Source organism: Winogradskyella litorisediminis, from assembly GCF_042675765.1.
Lineage (GTDB): Bacteria > Bacteroidota > Bacteroidia > Flavobacteriales > Flavobacteriaceae > Winogradskyella > Winogradskyella litorisediminis.
Map to the genome: position 1 here is coordinate 444010 of NZ_JBHTJL010000009.1, position 16548 is coordinate 460557.

Below are 16548 nucleotides of genomic sequence, written 5' to 3' on the forward strand. Positions count from 1 at the left end.
ATTTTCTTAGATTTGGCGCACAAAATTTTATAAAAATGAAAAAGATTACCGTTGCATTACTATTACTTGTTTCTGTTTTTAGTTTTGCTCAAAACAATGCCGACTTAAAAGCGCATTACGAAGCGTATTATAATCAAATGAAGGCTCAGGCCGATGTTCAAGGTATTATTAATGCCATGACGCATTTAGAAGTTTTAGCGCCATCTCAACAGCGTAGAGACACTTTGGCATACTTGTATTTAACCGAAGGTAGATATTTACAAGCTTTAAACGTGGTTGGCGTTGAAAAAAATCCTGATGATTCCGATATTAACATTGAAGTTAAAGCAATTTCGCTTAAAAATTTGAATGAAATAAAACGTTCTATTGAACAATACGAAAGATTATTTGCGAAACAACCAAATGCAGTTTTAGCTTATGAGATTGCAGATTTAATGATGCAAGACAACCAAGATGCTGCTGCGAAGGCTAAAATTGAGTATGGCCTTAATAGTGTAACTGATGATATGAAACGTGCTTTTTACGAAACGCAACGTCCATATGAAACACCTTTAAAAGCGGCATTACTATATTTAAAAGCACTTAACTTATTTAAAGAAAACCAAACTGCTAATTTAGATGCTTCTTTAAAATTGATAAACGAAGCGTTGACAATTGACCCTAACTTTAATATGGCAAAGCGTACACGCGAAGCTTTAGAAGCTAAAAAAGCAGCTCCTAAAAATTAAGTTTAACAACACCTAAAAAAAATGCAGCCTATTGGGCTGCATTTTTTTATCTATTTACAGAACACTACCAAATCCTAACACGTTTTTCTGGTGCTAAATACATGGCATCACCTTCTTTAATATTAAAAGCTTCATAAAACGCATCAATATTTTTAAGAGGCTGTGTAGCTCTAATATTCCCTGGAGAATGTGGATCTGTTTTAATTTGGGTACGTAAAGCATCCTCTCTAATTAATGTTCTCCAAACAGTTGCCCAAGACATAAAGAAACGTTGCTCTGGCGTAAAGCCATCAATCTTTTCTGGTCGTCCATTTTCTTCGTAAAACAATTGTAAGCCATCATAAGCACCAAGAACTCCACCTAAATCACCAATATTTTCACCTAAAGTAAAAGGGCCATTTACATTGACACTGTCTAAAACTTCGATAGCAGAATATTGATCAGCTAATGCTTTTCCTCTTTTTTCGAACTCAGCTAAATCTTCTGGTGTCCACCAATTATTTACGTTACCATCACCATCAAATCTTGCTCCGGAATCGTCAAAGGCATGCGAAATTTCATGACCTATCACAGCGCCGATGCCGCCATAATTTACTGCTTCATCAGCCTTGTAGTTATAAAATGGTGGTTGTAAAATTGCTGCAGGAAAAACAATTTCATTATTTAAAGGATTAAAGTATGCATTAACCGTCTGTGGTGCCATACCCCATTTTTTCTTGTCAACAGGCTCATTAATTTCAGATAAGTTTTTCTTCTGAGACCATTCGCCAACAGCCAACATATTCTCTGCATAAGTATTACCTTCTTTTACCTGCATTGAAGAGTAGTCTTCCCATTCATCTGGATATGCAATTTTTACAGTAAATTTATCTAGTTTTTCAACTGCTTTTTGCTTTGTTTCTTCTGTCATCCAATCTAGTTTTTGGATTCTGTTTTGAAAGGCTGTAATTACATTTGCAATCATTTTTTCAGCTTTTTCTTTAGCTTCTGGCGGAAATTTTGAATCCACATATAATTTCCCAATAGCTTCTCCAACACTACCATTTACTGTACCAAGTGCTCTTTCTTCAGCAGTTCTTTGCTTTTTAGCTCCGCTTAGTGTTTTACCATAAAACTCCCAATTGGCGCGTTCAATTTCTGTAGTTAAAAATCCTGCAGAATTGTCTAAAGTATTCCACGTCATTAAGGTTTTAATATCTTCAATAGGTGTGTTTTTTAAAAATGCATCCATAGCTTTCATGTATTTTGGTTGCATCACTAAAAGTGTGTCTACTTTTTTCTCAATTCCCATGTCGTCCATCAGTTTTTTCCAGTCAATAGATGGCACCATAGCTTGTAAATCGTTAAGTGCGGTTGGATTATTAAAATTTCTGATATCTCTACTAGCTACTTTATCTAATCTTGGCTCAGCCAATTTGGTTTCTAATTCTAAAATACGTTCAGCAGCTTGACGAGCATCAGACTCAGAATAGTTAATAAACTGAAGCATACGTGTGATGTGATCTACATATTTACCTCTAATTTCTTTAGTTTTTGCATCTTGATCAAGGTAGTAATCGCGTTGTAAGCCTAAGCCACCAGGAAAAACCCAAGCGGTATTCATGGTACTATTATTTAAATCTGGATTAGCGCCGATACCTACAAATGGCGCACCAACTCCTAGAGTAGTCGCATATACTGTTTGCATTTCTCTAAGGTTAGAAATGCCGTTGATTTTGTCTAAAAGTGGTTCTATAGGTTTAATGCCGGCTTCGTTTCTTGAAACAGTATCTAATTCAGATTCAAAAATTAATAATGCCTTTTTTTGGTCAGAGCCTTCTTTATAGGTGCCTAATTCTTTTGATGTATTTAAAATTTCTAAAACATCATTTCGTGTAGATTTACGCAAAACACCAAATCCGCCCCAACGTGACTCGTCATCAGGAATCGTAGTCGTTTTCATCCAGTTACCATTAACATAATTGTAAAAATCATCGTTTGGTTTAACATTAGGATCCATGTTTTCGAGATTTATTCCTGGAATCTCTTCAGACATAGAAATCTCTTTTGTGGTATCTTCTTTGCATGCAAATAAAGTTGCTGCTCCAAATACCGTTATCGCCAAAAGGCGATTAAAATTATTTTTCATGATTTGTGGTTATTTAATTAGATTGATTAAAAGTACTTATTATTTAGACTGAAAAGCTCAACCATTGTTACAAATTAACAAACTTTTAATCCCAAAAAATCTCACATTCAATTGATTACTCGTCTTCTGGACGGCCGACATCGTTTTTATCGAACTCAATTTTTTTGTTAATTACAAAAATGAGATTAGAATTGGCAACTAAGTATTCCTTGATACTCGTTAGTTTGCTTTCAGTAGAATAATTATCTAAAACCAAGTCATTATTTAATTTTAAAAGTTTTGTTTCTAAAGCTGACAAACGTGCATTTACAGGTTCGGTATTTATTACAGAGGGAACTGTAGATTTTAAGCTATCTAAAAAAACTTTGAGCGTATCTTTTTTGTCTGTAAAAAAGGTGATGTCTGCACTTTTTAAATATGAAGTTTGCGTAGAAAGCTCTTGAAACAAAGACCAATCTCTTACAGCTTTTTCTCCATCTGAACTTAGCACATAATCGTTATACTTAAATTGCTCAATAGCCTTTGCTGTAATTTCTTTTTTCTTTTGTTTGTTATTATCTACTGCCTTTTCTTCGGTTTTAGTTTTACCATCGCAATTAATTACCAACATGAGAAGAATGCTAAGTTTTAATAATTTCATTTTAAAAAAATTGAATTTTAACGCAATGTAAAGTTAAATAAACTGATGACTTGCTAATATTATTTTAAAAATTGATTTTAAAAAGATTGAAATATGAAATTCGCAATAGAAAACAATTTTTGTGATTTTTTATTAAAATCTGAAGTTTAATTCTTAGTATTTTTGAAGATAATAAAATTGATACAATGTCTTCAAAAATATTAATTATAGGTGCTTGTGGCCAAATAGGCACAGAACTTACTACAAAACTTAGGGAAATACACGGCACAGAAAATGTAGTAGCCAGTGATATAAATACTAGAAATTTAGATTTAGTCAACGCTGGACCTTTTGAAATTATTGATGCTAAAAACTTTAACGCCATCAAAGATTGCTGTAAAAACCACCAAATAGATACAGTCTATTTAATGGCGGCTTTATTAAGTGCTACGGGCGAAAAATATCCAATGGAAGCTTGGGATTTAAATATGAATTCTTTATTTCACGTCCTAAATCTTGCAAAGGGAGGCACCATAAAAAAGATATTTTGGCCAAGTAGTATTGCCGTTTTTGGACCAACAACACCAAAACAAAATACCCCACAACATACGGTTTGCGAACCAACAACCGTTTACGGCATTACTAAGCAAGTTGGCGAACGCTGGTGCGAGTATTATCACAAAAAATATGGAGTTGATGTGCGTAGCATAAGGTATCCAGGAATTATTAGTCATAAAGCAATGCCTGGTGGTGGCACAACAGATTATGCCGTTGAAATTTATCATAAAGCTATAAAAGAGGGCGAATATGAATGTTTTCTTTCTGAAAATACAGAGTTGCCGATGATGTTTATGGATGACGCTATAAAAGCTACAACCGATTTAATGCAAGCGGATGCTAAAAAAATCAACATTCGTTCAGCTTATAATCTTTCGGCAATTTCATTTACACCAAAACAAGTATATGAAAGTATTAAAAAACATATTCCAGAATTTACAATATCATACAAACCCGATTTTAGACAAGCCATAGCAGACAGTTGGCCATCATCTATAGACGACAGTATTGCCAGAAAAGAGTGGAATTGGCAACACGATTTTGACCTTGATAAAATGACAGAAGAAATGATAGAGAATTTACAAAAGCAAGTGTGTAGAGTAGACTTTAACCCAAGATAATATCTATTTAAAAAAAAAAACCACAAACGCCCGAAATTACTTTCGGGCGTTTGTGATTTAAATTATATATAATCTGATTATTATGTTTTTAAGTTTTTTCTTCAAGATTTTTATAATTGTCTTTCTCTTTGTTAAATTCAAAAGCAACAAATCGCATGATTCTGAATAATAGACATAACAAAGCAATTACCATAAATAATTTTGAAAAACCTTGATGTGTTATTATTGAACCAAATAATCCAAAAACTAGGACACAAAATATAAGTATGTGATTAAAAAATTTCATTTTATTGCTTTGATGTTTTAGGTAGCTTTAAGCCTAGTAACTTACTTTCTCTAAATTCAACTAAAAAAACATCACCTATATGCTTATTTTTCTTTAATTGATAGACTTTATTTACAGATTCGTCAATGTTATCAAACTGAAGTGGTTTATTATTTATATCGGTAAAAAACAAAAAGTTCCCTTCTGCACCATCAAAGGTTGCTTTTGTACTTTTAATTTCATTTACATTCGCTCTTTTAACTTTAAAATTTGAATTTAGCATTAGTGTTGAAATAATAACTATAGTTGTAATAAGGGTTTTCATAATTATCCGTTATTGTATCTAATCAAAATTAAAATGAATAGAAAGATTAATTATTATATAATTCTTTAAACAACTTACAATATTAAAAGGTGCTTGAAACTAAAAATTAAAATTTTTGGGTGTCTTTATGTATACATTTTTTTAGTCTAATTTTTAAAAATTGTATCTAACCAAAGAAAATATAAAATTGAAGAAAGCCTACAAACAAAGGATTTTATAGAAAACAAAAAAGCCACTACTTTCGTAATGGCTTTGTTTGCTCCTCTTCTTGGGCTCGAACCAAGGACCCTCTGATTAACAGTCAGATGCTCTAACCAACTGAGCTAAAGAGGAAGGTGTTTTTCGCTTTTAGCGAGCGCAAATATAAATTAAATTTTTATTCTCTACCAAAAGAAAATTAAAAAAATCTTCATTTTTTTAATTTGTTATCATTTTAAAAATATCATTACCGTTAGCAAACAATACTAAAGCTATTAAAATAAAGAAGCCTATCATCTGCGCACGCTCTAAAAACTTCTCGCTAGGTGCACGTCCAGATATCATTTCGTATAATAAAAACATAACATGTCCACCATCTAATGCAGGTATTGGCAATAAGTTTAATATGGCTAACATAATTGACAAGAAAGCGGTTAATTTCCAAAATGAATACCAACTCCAAACATCAGGAAATACATCATAAATGGCCTTAAATCCACCAAGCCCTTTATAAGCTCCTGTTTTAGGACTAAAAATAGCTCTTAACTGACTAAAATAATTTGTAATAGTGTTTTTAAATTTCTCTCCGCCAGCCGCAAAGCTTTCACCAAATGTATATTCTCTTCTAAACACTTCGTAATATCCTAATTTTTCAAAGTCTGGATGTACTCTATAAGGCTGAATTCCGAAAGCGCCATCTTCGTTAAGTACAAGCTCTTTATTCAAAATCTTTCCTTCTCTTAAAATTTCAGTATTAACTGTTGTGTTTTTTAATCCATTAAGGGTTTCTTCTAATTGATCAAAATAAACTAATTCCTTTCCGTTTATTGATTTTATTATATCACCTTTTTTAAGCTCTTTTGTTTTATTTGCAGAACTATCAGCAATATTGGCTACCATAAAAGGCACGCGATATTCAAACAAATCTTTATTTCCGCTTGACGACAACTGTCCAAGAAAATCTTCTGGTAAATCAAAAGTTTTGATTTCACCATTTCTATCAATAGTAATCGTTTCAGCTTCAATTAAAAATTGTCCGATATCTGAATCATTGACAATAGCATTATCATTAATTTTTAAAACCTTATCACCAGTCTGTAATCCTGCTTCATTTAAAATAGGATGTTCAATCCAATAGCCATCTTTAAGACTATCTACCTTTACGTCAGCATCACCGTAACCAAATGAGATGAAAAAATAAATTACATACGCCAAAATAAAATTCACTGTAACACCACCAAGCATAATAATAAGTCGTTGCCATGCTGGCTTAGAACGAAACTCCCAAGGTTTTGGTGGTAATGCCATTTGCTCCTTATCCATACTTTCATCAATCATTCCGGCAATTTTTACGTAACCACCAAGAGGCAACCAACCTATGCCATAAACGGTTTCGCCGATTTTCTTTTTAAAAAGAGAAAATTTTACATCAAAAAAGAGATAGAACTTTTCGACCTTGGTTTTAAATAATTTTGCTGGTATAAAATGTCCAAGCTCGTGCAAGACAATAAGCAAGGATAAACTGAGTAAAAATTGAGATACTTTTATGACAAATTCCATGTGGTTTTTTTCAAAATTTCGATTGACAAAAGTAATCTTTTAAAGAGATATAGAAAACTATCGTCTTTCTATTCAACATTATTTTAACAACAACCCAATTTTAACGCTTTTTACAACTATTTTCTTTACAAAGAGATAGGGCAATTGTATCTTTGCAAAACCAAAATGTATAGACCTTATGTCGTTAATTTCATTTTTTAAAGAGTATAGAAAATTTGCTTTTTTCTTTACAATATTGTGCCTAATCATCATCACGATTATTTACAATGTTTACAATCAAAAAAAACCTTTACCAATTTGGAATCCCGAAAGTGTGAATGCCGAAATGGTAGATGAAAGCATTAGACATGTTGCCAAATACCATACTATTGCAGATTTTAGTTTAACCAACCAAAACGGAAAAACCATTACGCAAGACGATTACAAGGATAAAATTTACGTTGCTGATTTCTTTTTTACGACATGCCAAACTATTTGCCCAATAATGACGGATCACATGTATCAAATACAAAAAGAAATTGCTAGAGACAACGAGGTCATGTTACTTTCGCATTCTGTAACTCCTGTAAAAGATAGTGTTCCTGTATTAAAGGCTTACGCCGAAGAAAAAGGTGTGCTGGATAATAAATGGAATTTAGTTACAGGCGATAAAAAACAAATCTACAACTTAGCCCGAAAAAGCTACTTAGCAGTAAAAACCGATGGCAATGGCGATATTTATGATATGATTCATACAGAAAATTTTATGCTTATCGACAAAAAAAGACGAATTAGAGGCTATTACGATGGTACACAACCCGAAGAAATCGAAAGACTTCTTAAAGATATCGAAACCTTAAAATATTTTGGAGGTTCATAAAATTGTGTAAAGTCTTTATCTAACACTAATTTTTCTTTTATTTTTGCTTCTTTAAAATTAGTCTAAATAAAGGGAGTGCAAATTTTGGCAGTGTAGTGCAAAGAAATTTGTCGATTACAATTATTCCAATGGAAATTGGAAACTTTAAAAATTAAAATAAAAACTATTGACTCTAGCTGAACTTAAACGCGGACAAAACGCTATAATAAAGGATGTTTCATCAAAAGACATTCCGTTAAAACTATTAGAAATGGGTTGTTTACCAGGAAATACTGTGACATTACTTCAACTTGCACCTTTTGCAGACCCAATGTATCTCAATATTAACGGAACACATTTAGCAATAAGAAAAGAAACAGCAAGTCATATCCTAATTGAAACTACATCACATGAGTAAACAAATAAATGTAGCTTTAATAGGAAATCCGAATACTGGCAAAACTTCAGTTTTTAACGCACTTACAGGCTTAAATCAAAAAGTTGGAAATTATCCTGGCATTACCGTAGAAAAAAAAGAAGGTATCTGCAAACTACCTCGTGGCGTTAAAGCACACGTCATCGATTTACCAGGTACATACAGCCTTAACGCTTCGTCTTTAGATGAAAGTGTTGTTATAGAACTATTGCTTAATAAAAACGATAAAGACTATCCAGATGTTGCTGTTGTAATAACAGATGTTGAAAACTTAAAGCGAAATCTTCTTATTTACACTCAAATTAAAGACCTCGAAATTCCAACAATCTTGGTCATTAATATGGCAGACCGAATGGCTTACAAAGGCATTTCGTTAGATATTGAACACCTTGAAGAACAACTCAAAACTAAAATTGCCGTTGTTAGCACACGTAAAAATCAAGGTGTCGATAACTTAAAAGATTTAATAGCAAACTATAAAACTATATCAAACGAGCCATGTTTGCAAACAAGTACTATAGATACAGATTATTTTGAAGGGTTAAGAAGAGCTTTCCCTAAACAATCTCTTTATAAATTATGGCTCGTAATTACACAAGATGTTAACTTTGGAAAAATTGATAGAAACACCATAAAAGATGCTTCTGCGTTTAAAACAAAATCGACTGTAGACCTTAAAAAACTTCAACAAAAAGAAACTATAAAACGTTATCAGTTTATTAATAATGTTCTTGAAAAAGGAAAAACGATTGACTTAGCAACCGCTAAAGATTTGCGTATAAAATTAGACCGAATTTTAACGCATAAAGTTTACGGTTACTTAATTTTCTTTGCCATTTTATTAGTTATTTTTCAAGCCATTTACGATTGGTCTAGTGTACCAATGGACTTCATAGATGGTGCGTTTGCCTCATTAAGTGAATGGGTTAAAACAACACTTCCAGAAGGTGCATTTACCAATTTATTAGCCGAAGGTATTATTGCAGGATTAGGCGGAATCGTCATTTTTATACCTCAAATTGCATTTCTATTTTTATTTATTTCCGTTCTCGAAGAAAGCGGCTATATGAGTCGTGTTGTATTTTTAATGGACCGCATCATGAGGCGTTTTGGACTTAGCGGAAAAAGTGTTGTGCCTTTAATTTCAGGAACAGCTTGTGCCATACCAGCCATTATGGCAACCCGAAATATTGAAAGTTGGAAAGAACGTCTTATAACTATTCTTGTAACCCCTTTTACAACATGCTCCGCTAGATTACCAGTATATTTAATAATCATTTCATTAGTAATTCCCGAAGGTCGATTTCTAGGTTTAAGCTATCAAGCTTTAACTTTAATGCTATTATATCTTTTAGGATTTGGAGCAGCAGTTGGTTCAGCATATTTGCTAAATAAATTTATGAAGATAAAGTCGAAATCGTTCTTCGTTGTAGAAATGCCAAACTACAAATTACCATTACTTAAAAATGTGGGATTAACGGTTTTAGAAAAAACAAAATCTTTCATATTTGGTGCCGGGAAAATCATTCTCGCCATTTCTATCGTGCTTTGGTTTTTGGCATCTTATGGCCCAGGAGAACAGTTTAATAATGCCGAGAAAATTGTTAAAGAGCAATATGCTGAAGCAAATTTATCGGTGGACGAATTAGAACAAAAAATAGCCTCTCATAAATTAGAACATTCGTTTATAGGTATTGCTGGCCACGCAATTGAGCCTGCTATTAGACCATTAGGTTACGATTGGAAAATTGGTATTGCCATCGTAAGTTCTTTCGCAGCACGAGAAGTATTTGTAGGTACATTAGCAACAATTTATAGTGTTGGGAGTGACGAGGAAGTGACCATAAAAAACCGTATGGCAGCTGAAGTAAATCCAATACTTGGCGGACCATTATTTAATTTAGCTTCAGGTATTTCGCTTTTACTTTTTTATGCTTTTGCTATGCAGTGTATGAGTACATTAGCTATTGTAAAAAAAGAAACCAATAGCTGGAAATGGCCTATATTACAACTTACAGTAATGAGTGCATTTGCATATATTGTGGCACTAATAGCATATCAATTATTAAAGTAAGGAACATATAATTTTTACTACTAAAATAATATGAACGACATACTTCAAAACATATTAGTCTTTATAACCTTAGGGTTTGCTTTGCTGTTTTTAGTCCGAAAATTTATTTTGAAACCTAAAAAGAAAATAGCAAAAGCTTGTGGAAATGAAAGTTGTGGATGTCATTAAACTCCAAACGCTTCAAAAATAATTAAAATGAATTCCTTTCCTTTTAGGAAATTTGGGTTCAATCCAAAATAAAGAATTGGATTCGGAAAGATTATTTAGGAAAATCTATTGTAAAATTTCCTCAAAAACCAACTTCAATCTATAATCACTTTTTAAAATACTATTATCTAAAACTGGGTATGGAGTCAATTCAACTCCAGTGATTTTTATTAAATCTGAATTATAGATATTTCCTTGACTATTAGGTAAATAAACCGTTGGTGTAAATCTTAAAATTTGTTTACTTAGTATTTTCCCTGATTTATAAACTTCAAAAGCTACTTTAGCTTCTCCCGCAACAATACACATAACAGCTTTAGGGCATCTATTATCAGATAAAACATCCACAAATTTAATTTCATAATCATCAAATTCAAAACTATCATTTATTGATAATTCGTGAAATTCTATAATCTTTTCAGGCTGCTGGCTGTTTCCTGTAATTCCATGAAGCAAGAAAATAATAAGTATGATTTTTTTCATATCCTTTTAAAGACTTCAAATTAGTTTAATTGTGACAAATAAATACAAAGACTATGCTAAGTTTAATTTTTTAGTTAATTTTGAAAAATATTTAAGTAAGCTTAAATATTAATTAAAGTATTTAAAAATGTCTGTAGCCATAGAAAACTTTGTAAAAGCCATTTACAATAACGAAAAACAAGATATTACCAATACTAAACCTGGTAATATTGCTTCAAAATTAGGTATATCTAACGCTGCTGCTACAGATATGGCAAAAAAATTAGATGGCAAAGGCTTACTTAATTACGAAAAATACAAAGCACTTCGTCTTACAAAAAATGGTGAAAAGATGGCATTGAATGTCATAAGAAAGCACCGTTTGTGGGAAGCTTTTTTACATAAAACGTTTGACATGTCTTTGCACGAAATCCATCGCGAAGCTGAATTGTTGGAACATGAAACTTCAGATTTTCTTGCTGAAAAAATTAGTGAATACTTAGGTCATCCAAAATTTGACCCACATGGTGATCCAATTCCAAATGCTAAAGGAGAAATCACCAATAACGACACTTCAATTCCGCTTTCTCTAGCAAAAGAAAATACAGAATATAAAGTTTCTAGATTAATAAGTACAGACAAAGAATTCTTTGAATTTTGCGCACTTAACGGAATTAAATACGGTAATACACTTACAGTAAAAAAACAATTTCAAAGCTCTAAAATGACACAAATCAAAATTTATACTAACACCATAGTCCTTAACGAGGATTTTACTCAAATCATATACGTAAATGAAATTAACTAAACACATAGTACAAGGACTTATAGTTCTATTCACCATTCAATCTTTTTCCCAAGAACAAGAAGACAGATTCAGTAATCCTTTAGTTACTGACAGACCAGATGCGACTGAAGCGTCATCAACGGTAGGTAAAGGCGTACTACAATTTGAAACTGGTGGACTTTACGAATCTTTTGAGCAAAATAATGTCAAAAATGAAACATACACTTACAATACGATGCTTATACGTTACGGACTTTTAGATAATCTTGAGCTTCGAGTTGGCTGGGATTTTGTTGAAGGTATTACCTCCGTAAATGGCAATAAATTAGATAATGTTACAAGTGGGCTTTCTCCATTATTATTAGGTCTTAAATTAGATATCGCTGAAGAAAATGGCGCTATGCCCGAAATTGCTCTGATCGGACATGTATTTCCTGTTTTTAGTGCTGGCGCAGACTACAGACCCGAAACTACAGGCGTTGATTTTAGATTATCCTTATCACATACGTTAAACGAAAAATCGAGTCTTGGCTATAACATCGGTGCGCAATGGGGTGACGATTCGCCAGAAGCTTCCGCCATCTACACTTTAGCTTACGGCTATAGTTTATCAGATAAATGGGGAATGTATGCCGAAGTTTACGGCGACTTCCCCGAAGATAGCAAGGCAAACCATTATTGGGATGCTGGTTTTACCTATTTAGCAAACAATGATTTACAGTTTGATGTATATGTTGGCACAAGTATTACAGAAGGTCAGGATATATTATTAGGATTAGGATTAAGTTACCGCATAAGACCAAAGCAATAAACAATGAAAAAATTAATATATATTTTAGCTATAGCTCTCGTTTTTGGATGCAAAAACGATACCCAAACCAATGGGAAATTAAAAGTTGTGACAACAACTACAATGATTACCGATTTGGTAAAAAATATTGGTGGCGATTTTATAGAAGTTGAAGGATTAATGGGAAGCGGTGTTGACCCGCATTTATATAAAGCCAGTGAAGGTGATGTTACTAAATTAGTTAATGCAAATATCATTTTTTACAACGGTTTACATCTCGAAGGAAAGCTTGTTGAAGTGTTCGAAAAGATGGAGCGCAGCAATAAAACTCAAGTAGCCTTAGGCGAAAATCTAGACAAATCTCAATTAATTGGTTCCGATTATTTTGCCTCTAATTACGATCCACATGTTTGGTTTAATATTGAATTCTTTAAGCAATTTGCAAAACAAGTCACTAAAACATTGTCTGAAAAAGACCCAAAAAACGCAGTGAATTATATTGAAAACGAAAAGAACTATTTAGCCAAATTATCGGCTTTAGAATCTGAAGTTTCATCAATTATAAATACACTTCCAAAAGAAAAACGCATCTTGGTAACAGCACATGATGCCTTCAATTATTTTGGGAAAAATTACAATTTCGAAGTGGTTGGCTTACAGGGTTTATCCACAGCAACAGAAGCTGGTGTAAAAGATGTAAGAAAGTTAGCAGAATTCATAATAGAAAATAAAATCAAAGCTATTTTTATTGAAAGTTCTGTGCCAAAACGAACGATTGAAGCTTTAGTGGCAGCTGTAAAAGCAAAAGACCACGACGTTGAAATTGGAGGTACACTTTACAGCGATGCTTTAGGAAATGCTGGAACTTTAGAAGGCACTTACATTGGCATGTTTAAATACAACGTAAATACGATTGTTAATGCATTGAAATAATGGAACAAAAAATAGCTGTAAAAATAGACGACCTTACTGTAGCTTATAACTACAAACCTGTATTATGGGATATCGATTTAGAAATCCCTGAAGGCGTACTTATGGCTATAGTTGGCCCTAATGGCGCAGGAAAGTCCACATTAATTAAATCCATTCTAGGTATTTTAAAACCCATTGCAGGTAGTGTAAGTATCTACGACAAACCATACGAAAAGCAACGTCAACTTGTAGCCTATGTGCCTCAAAAAGGAAGTGTAGATTGGGATTTTCCAACCACAGCACTGGATGTTGTGATGATGGGTACTTACGGGAGCTTAGGCTGGATAAGACGACCAGGGCAAAAACAGAAAAAGGCGGCACTTGAAGCTTTAGAAAAAGTAGGTATGTTATCTTTTAAAGGCCGACAAATCAGCCAGCTTTCTGGTGGACAACAACAGCGTATATTTTTAGCACGTGCTTTAGTTCAAAATGCATCGATTTATTTTATGGATGAACCGTTTCAAGGTGTCGATGCCACAACGGAAATCGCCATAATAAACATTCTAAAAGAATTACGAAAAGCAGGAAAAACAGTAATTGTCGTTCATCATGATTTACAGACCGTACCCGAATATTTCGATTGGGTAACGTTTTTAAACGTAAAGAAAATCGCCACTGGACCAGTTAAGGATATTTTTAATGATGATAATTTAACCAAAACCTACGGTATTAATTATAAAGTGAGTATCCAAGAATAATGGATATACTAGAATACATAAAACTCGTTTTCACCGACTACACTTTGAGAACAATTACGCTCGGAACAGCCATTCTCGGTGCTGTAACTGGAATGCTTGGTAGCTTTGCCGTACTTAGAAAACAAAGTTTATTAGGTGACGCTATTTCTCACGCAGCGTTACCGGGAATTGCAATTGCGTTTTTAATCACTGGAGCAAAAGACACCAATACGTTACTGTTGGGTGCCTTAGTAAGTGGTTTAATTGGCACATTCTGGATACGTGGTATAATCAAAAAAACACATTTAAAATCTGATACTGCTTTAGGGTTAATTCTCTCGTTGTTTTTTGGGTTTGGAATGTTGTTACTCACATTCATTCAAAAGCAACCCAATGCCAATCAAGCAGGATTAGACAAATATTTATTTGGGCAAGCGGCCACTTTGGTAGAAAGTGATGTTTGGCTCATGACCATGGTTACTGGACTTTGTGTTATTGTTTTATTATTATTCTGGAAAGAATTCAAAATTCTATTATTTGATGCAGATTACACAAAAACACTTGGTTTTAATACCAAAACCATCGATATATTAATTACCAGTTTTATTGTTTTAGCTATTGTTTTAGGATTGCAAACTGTTGGTGTTGTGTTGATGAGTGCCATGCTTTTAGCACCTGCTGCTGCAGCTCGACAATGGACAAATAGCTTGGCAAAAATGGTGTTTCTGGCTGCCATTTTTGGTGCGTTTTCTGGTGTATTTGGAACGGCAGTTAGTGCGAGTCAGAATAATCTATCAACCGGACCTGTTATTGTTTTGGTTGCCGCCGTATTTGTTATTATATCTTTTGTCTTTTCACCAAGTCGTGGGCTACTATTTAAACAAATTCGATTTATAAAAAACAGACGTGATTTAGAATTGAATAAAACCTTAGCTTTTATGCATCAAATTGCGGAAACCCATGAAGATATTTCGCATCCACATGCTATAAAAATACTGAATAATTTTAGAGGTTATACCAAAAGTACTTTGCAAAAATTAGTAGATAAAGACTTTGTAGAATTGCACGGAAATATGTGGAGCTTAACCGAAAAAGGTTTTAATACAGCTTCAAATTTATATAACCAGCAAACAAACGACGATGAATAGCGCTCAACTCGAAATACAACTCATTGCAAGCTTAGTGGCCATTGCATGTGCTATTCCAGGAACGTTTTTAGTTCTCCGAAAAATGGCCATGATTAGTGATGCTATAAGTCATTCCATCTTGCCAGGAATAGTAATAGGTTTTTTTATAACGCACGATTTAAATTCGCCTTTACTGATTGTTTTGGCTGCGCTCTCAGGAATATTAACTGTAGTTTTAGTAGAATATATTCAGAAAACAGGGTTGGTAAAAGAAGATACGGCGATTGGTCTCGTTTTTCCTGCGTTGTTTAGTGTCGGCGTTATTATGATTGCCAAAAACGCCAACGATGTCCATCTTGATGTTGATGCCGTTTTGCTGGGCGAATTGGCATTTGCTCCATTCGACAGACTGATTATCAATGGCATGGACGTTGGACCAAAATCTTTATGGATTATCGGTGTAATCTTACTCATTACTTTAATACTTTTATTTGCGTTTTTTAAGGAATTAAAAGTCAGCACGTTTGATAAAGGCTTAGCAACATCTTTAGGTTTTTCTCCAGCGATTATTCATTATGGATTAATGTCAGTTTCATCGGTAACAACGGTTGGCGCGTTTGATGCTGTAGGTGCTATTTTAGTTGTAGCCTTGATGATTGCGCCTGCCGCAGCTGCCTATTTATTGACAACAGATTTAAAGAAAATGCTTATGCTCTCAGTTTGTTTTGGTGTATTTAGTGCCATTTTGGGTTATTGGGTTGCGCATTGGTTAGATGCTTCCATCGCTGGTTCTATAACCACAACTTTAGGCTTGTTATTTTTAATGGTCTATTTATTTGCACCAAGCAAAGGTATAATTGCCGTGATGTATCGCGAAAAACAACAACGTGCAGAAGTGTCTTTAATAACATTTTTACTGCACCTTCAAAATCATAATGAAGTTGAAGAACGCCATGTGAATCACCTTCGAGAACATATCAATTGGCAAAAAGTAAGAGCAACAAAAGTATTAGAACTAGCCCAAAAAAATAACATGATTCATATTGAAAATGATGTCGTGTCCCTCACGGAAAAAGGTGAAACCTTTACGTCTAAAGCTATCGACTATATTATCACTAATAAAGATGCACAAATTGAAGATATGAAGGATGACTTCTTTTTGTTCCGAGGATAACGG

16 protein-coding genes and 1 tRNA gene are annotated in these 16548 nt (G+C 33.4%); 11 read left to right on the top strand and 6 right to left on the bottom strand.

Annotation, left to right across the window (positions count from 1 at the left end):
* The first annotated feature begins 35 nt into the window (after nt 1-35).
* Nucleotides 36-728 (top strand): hypothetical protein, encoded by a 693-nt coding sequence (locus tag ACFQ1Q_RS04280; protein WP_386128327.1) that lies wholly within the window; start codon nt 36-38, stop codon nt 726-728.
* Nucleotides 729-792: 64 nt separating this feature from the next.
* On the opposite strand, the gene ACFQ1Q_RS04285 is transcribed toward ACFQ1Q_RS04280, so the two are convergent.
* Entirely contained in the window at nt 793-2856 is a 2064-nt protein-coding gene (locus tag ACFQ1Q_RS04285) for a M13 family metallopeptidase (protein ID WP_386128329.1), read from the bottom strand.
* 115 nt (nt 2857-2971) lie between these two features.
* Entirely contained in the window at nt 2972-3496 is a 525-nt protein-coding gene (locus ACFQ1Q_RS04290) for a hypothetical protein (RefSeq protein WP_386128331.1), read from the bottom strand.
* A 185-nt stretch (nt 3497-3681) separates the two neighbouring features.
* Between ACFQ1Q_RS04290 and ACFQ1Q_RS04295 the strand changes: the two genes are divergently transcribed.
* Entirely contained in the window at nt 3682-4653 is a 972-nt protein-coding gene (locus tag ACFQ1Q_RS04295; protein ID WP_386128333.1) for an NAD-dependent epimerase/dehydratase family protein, read from the top strand.
* A 287-nt stretch (nt 4654-4940) separates the two neighbouring features.
* Here the strand turns inward: ACFQ1Q_RS04295 and ACFQ1Q_RS04300 are convergent, their stop codons facing one another.
* From ACFQ1Q_RS04300 to rseP, 3 genes are all read right to left on the bottom strand, one after another.
* Entirely contained in the window at nt 4941-5243 is a 303-nt protein-coding gene (locus tag ACFQ1Q_RS04300) for a hypothetical protein (RefSeq protein ID WP_386128335.1), read from the bottom strand.
* A gap of 259 nt (nt 5244-5502) precedes the next feature.
* Nucleotides 5503-5576 (bottom strand) — tRNA-Asn (locus ACFQ1Q_RS04305).
* 84 nt (nt 5577-5660) lie between these two features.
* Entirely contained in the window at nt 5661-7001 is a 1341-nt protein-coding gene (gene rseP / locus ACFQ1Q_RS04310; RefSeq protein WP_386128337.1) for an RIP metalloprotease RseP, read from the bottom strand.
* A gap of 178 nt (nt 7002-7179) precedes the next feature.
* On the opposite strand from rseP, the gene ACFQ1Q_RS04315 reads away from it, so the two are divergent.
* The 3 genes from ACFQ1Q_RS04315 (at nt 7180) to feoB (ending at nt 10349) form a co-directional block, all read left to right on the top strand.
* The gene (locus tag ACFQ1Q_RS04315) at nt 7180-7860 is read left to right on the top strand and encodes an SCO family protein (RefSeq protein ID WP_386128339.1); all 681 of its coding nucleotides are present in this window, start codon (nt 7180-7182) and stop codon (nt 7858-7860) included.
* Between the two features lie 166 nt (nt 7861-8026).
* The gene (locus tag ACFQ1Q_RS04320; RefSeq protein WP_386128341.1) at nt 8027-8257 is read left to right on the top strand and encodes a FeoA family protein; all 231 of its coding nucleotides are present in this window, start codon (nt 8027-8029) and stop codon (nt 8255-8257) included.
* Nucleotides 8250-10349: a ferrous iron transport protein B gene (feoB, locus tag ACFQ1Q_RS04325; protein ID WP_386128343.1), complete on the top strand. Its 2100-nt coding sequence runs from the start codon at nt 8250-8252 to the stop codon at nt 10347-10349. The genes ACFQ1Q_RS04320 and feoB overlap by 8 nt, the downstream gene beginning before the upstream one ends.
* Nucleotides 10350-10622: 273 nt before the next feature.
* Here the strand turns inward: feoB and ACFQ1Q_RS04330 are convergent, their stop codons facing one another.
* A complete protein-coding gene (locus ACFQ1Q_RS04330) occupies nt 10623-11039 on the bottom strand; it encodes a hypothetical protein (RefSeq protein ID WP_386128345.1) in 417 nt (138 codons plus the stop codon).
* 127 nt (nt 11040-11166) lie between these two features.
* On the opposite strand from ACFQ1Q_RS04330, the gene ACFQ1Q_RS04335 reads away from it, so the two are divergent.
* The 6 genes from ACFQ1Q_RS04335 to ACFQ1Q_RS04360 are packed head-to-tail and all read left to right on the top strand — an operon-like array spanning nt 11167 to nt 16545.
* Complete coding sequence (locus tag ACFQ1Q_RS04335) at nt 11167-11826, top strand: metal-dependent transcriptional regulator (RefSeq protein ID WP_386128347.1); 660 nt, start codon at nt 11167-11169, stop codon at nt 11824-11826.
* Complete coding sequence (locus ACFQ1Q_RS04340) at nt 11813-12616, top strand: transporter (RefSeq protein WP_386128349.1); 804 nt, start codon at nt 11813-11815, stop codon at nt 12614-12616. Before ACFQ1Q_RS04335 ends, ACFQ1Q_RS04340 begins: the two co-directional genes overlap by 14 nt.
* 3 nt (nt 12617-12619) lie before the next feature.
* Entirely contained in the window at nt 12620-13528 is a 909-nt protein-coding gene (locus ACFQ1Q_RS04345) for a metal ABC transporter solute-binding protein, Zn/Mn family (protein WP_386128351.1), read from the top strand.
* On the top strand, nt 13528-14265 hold the full coding sequence (locus ACFQ1Q_RS04350; RefSeq protein WP_386128353.1) for a metal ABC transporter ATP-binding protein: 738 nt from the start codon (nt 13528-13530) through the stop codon (nt 14263-14265). The genes ACFQ1Q_RS04345 and ACFQ1Q_RS04350 overlap by 1 nt, the downstream gene beginning before the upstream one ends.
* Complete coding sequence (locus ACFQ1Q_RS04355; RefSeq protein WP_386128355.1) at nt 14265-15392, top strand: metal ABC transporter permease; 1128 nt, start codon at nt 14265-14267, stop codon at nt 15390-15392. The genes ACFQ1Q_RS04350 and ACFQ1Q_RS04355 overlap by 1 nt, the downstream gene beginning before the upstream one ends.
* Nucleotides 15385-16545, top strand: a complete 1161-nt coding sequence (locus ACFQ1Q_RS04360; RefSeq protein ID WP_386128357.1) for a metal ABC transporter permease — start codon at nt 15385-15387, stop codon at nt 16543-16545. Before ACFQ1Q_RS04355 ends, ACFQ1Q_RS04360 begins: the two co-directional genes overlap by 8 nt.
* Nucleotides 16546-16548 lie beyond the last annotated feature (3 nt).

What these genes read in the sequence shown, in the direction of transcription:
- ACFQ1Q_RS04280 (WP_386128327.1), top strand. Translation starts at nt 36, where the DNA reads ATGAAAAAGATTACCGTTGCATTACTATTACTTGTTTCTGTTTTTAGT.
- ACFQ1Q_RS04285 (WP_386128329.1), bottom strand. Translation starts at nt 2,856, where the DNA reads ATGAAAAATAATTTTAATCGCCTTTTGGCGATAACGGTATTTGGAGCA.
- ACFQ1Q_RS04290 (WP_386128331.1), bottom strand. Translation starts at nt 3,496, where the DNA reads ATGAAATTATTAAAACTTAGCATTCTTCTCATGTTGGTAATTAATTGC.
- ACFQ1Q_RS04295 (WP_386128333.1), top strand. Translation starts at nt 3,682, where the DNA reads ATGTCTTCAAAAATATTAATTATAGGTGCTTGTGGCCAAATAGGCACA.
- ACFQ1Q_RS04300 (WP_386128335.1), bottom strand. Translation starts at nt 5,243, where the DNA reads ATGAAAACCCTTATTACAACTATAGTTATTATTTCAACACTAATGCTA.
- rseP (WP_386128337.1), bottom strand. Translation starts at nt 7,001, where the DNA reads ATGGAATTTGTCATAAAAGTATCTCAATTTTTACTCAGTTTATCCTTG.
- ACFQ1Q_RS04315 (WP_386128339.1), top strand. Translation starts at nt 7,180, where the DNA reads ATGTCGTTAATTTCATTTTTTAAAGAGTATAGAAAATTTGCTTTTTTC.
- feoB (WP_386128343.1), top strand. Translation starts at nt 8,250, where the DNA reads ATGAGTAAACAAATAAATGTAGCTTTAATAGGAAATCCGAATACTGGC.
- ACFQ1Q_RS04330 (WP_386128345.1), bottom strand. Translation starts at nt 11,039, where the DNA reads ATGAAAAAAATCATACTTATTATTTTCTTGCTTCATGGAATTACAGGA.
- ACFQ1Q_RS04335 (WP_386128347.1), top strand. Translation starts at nt 11,167, where the DNA reads ATGTCTGTAGCCATAGAAAACTTTGTAAAAGCCATTTACAATAACGAA.
- ACFQ1Q_RS04340 (WP_386128349.1), top strand. Translation starts at nt 11,813, where the DNA reads ATGAAATTAACTAAACACATAGTACAAGGACTTATAGTTCTATTCACC.
- ACFQ1Q_RS04345 (WP_386128351.1), top strand. Translation starts at nt 12,620, where the DNA reads ATGAAAAAATTAATATATATTTTAGCTATAGCTCTCGTTTTTGGATGC.
- ACFQ1Q_RS04350 (WP_386128353.1), top strand. Translation starts at nt 13,528, where the DNA reads ATGGAACAAAAAATAGCTGTAAAAATAGACGACCTTACTGTAGCTTAT.
- ACFQ1Q_RS04355 (WP_386128355.1), top strand. Translation starts at nt 14,265, where the DNA reads ATGGATATACTAGAATACATAAAACTCGTTTTCACCGACTACACTTTG.
- ACFQ1Q_RS04360 (WP_386128357.1), top strand. Translation starts at nt 15,385, where the DNA reads ATGAATAGCGCTCAACTCGAAATACAACTCATTGCAAGCTTAGTGGCC.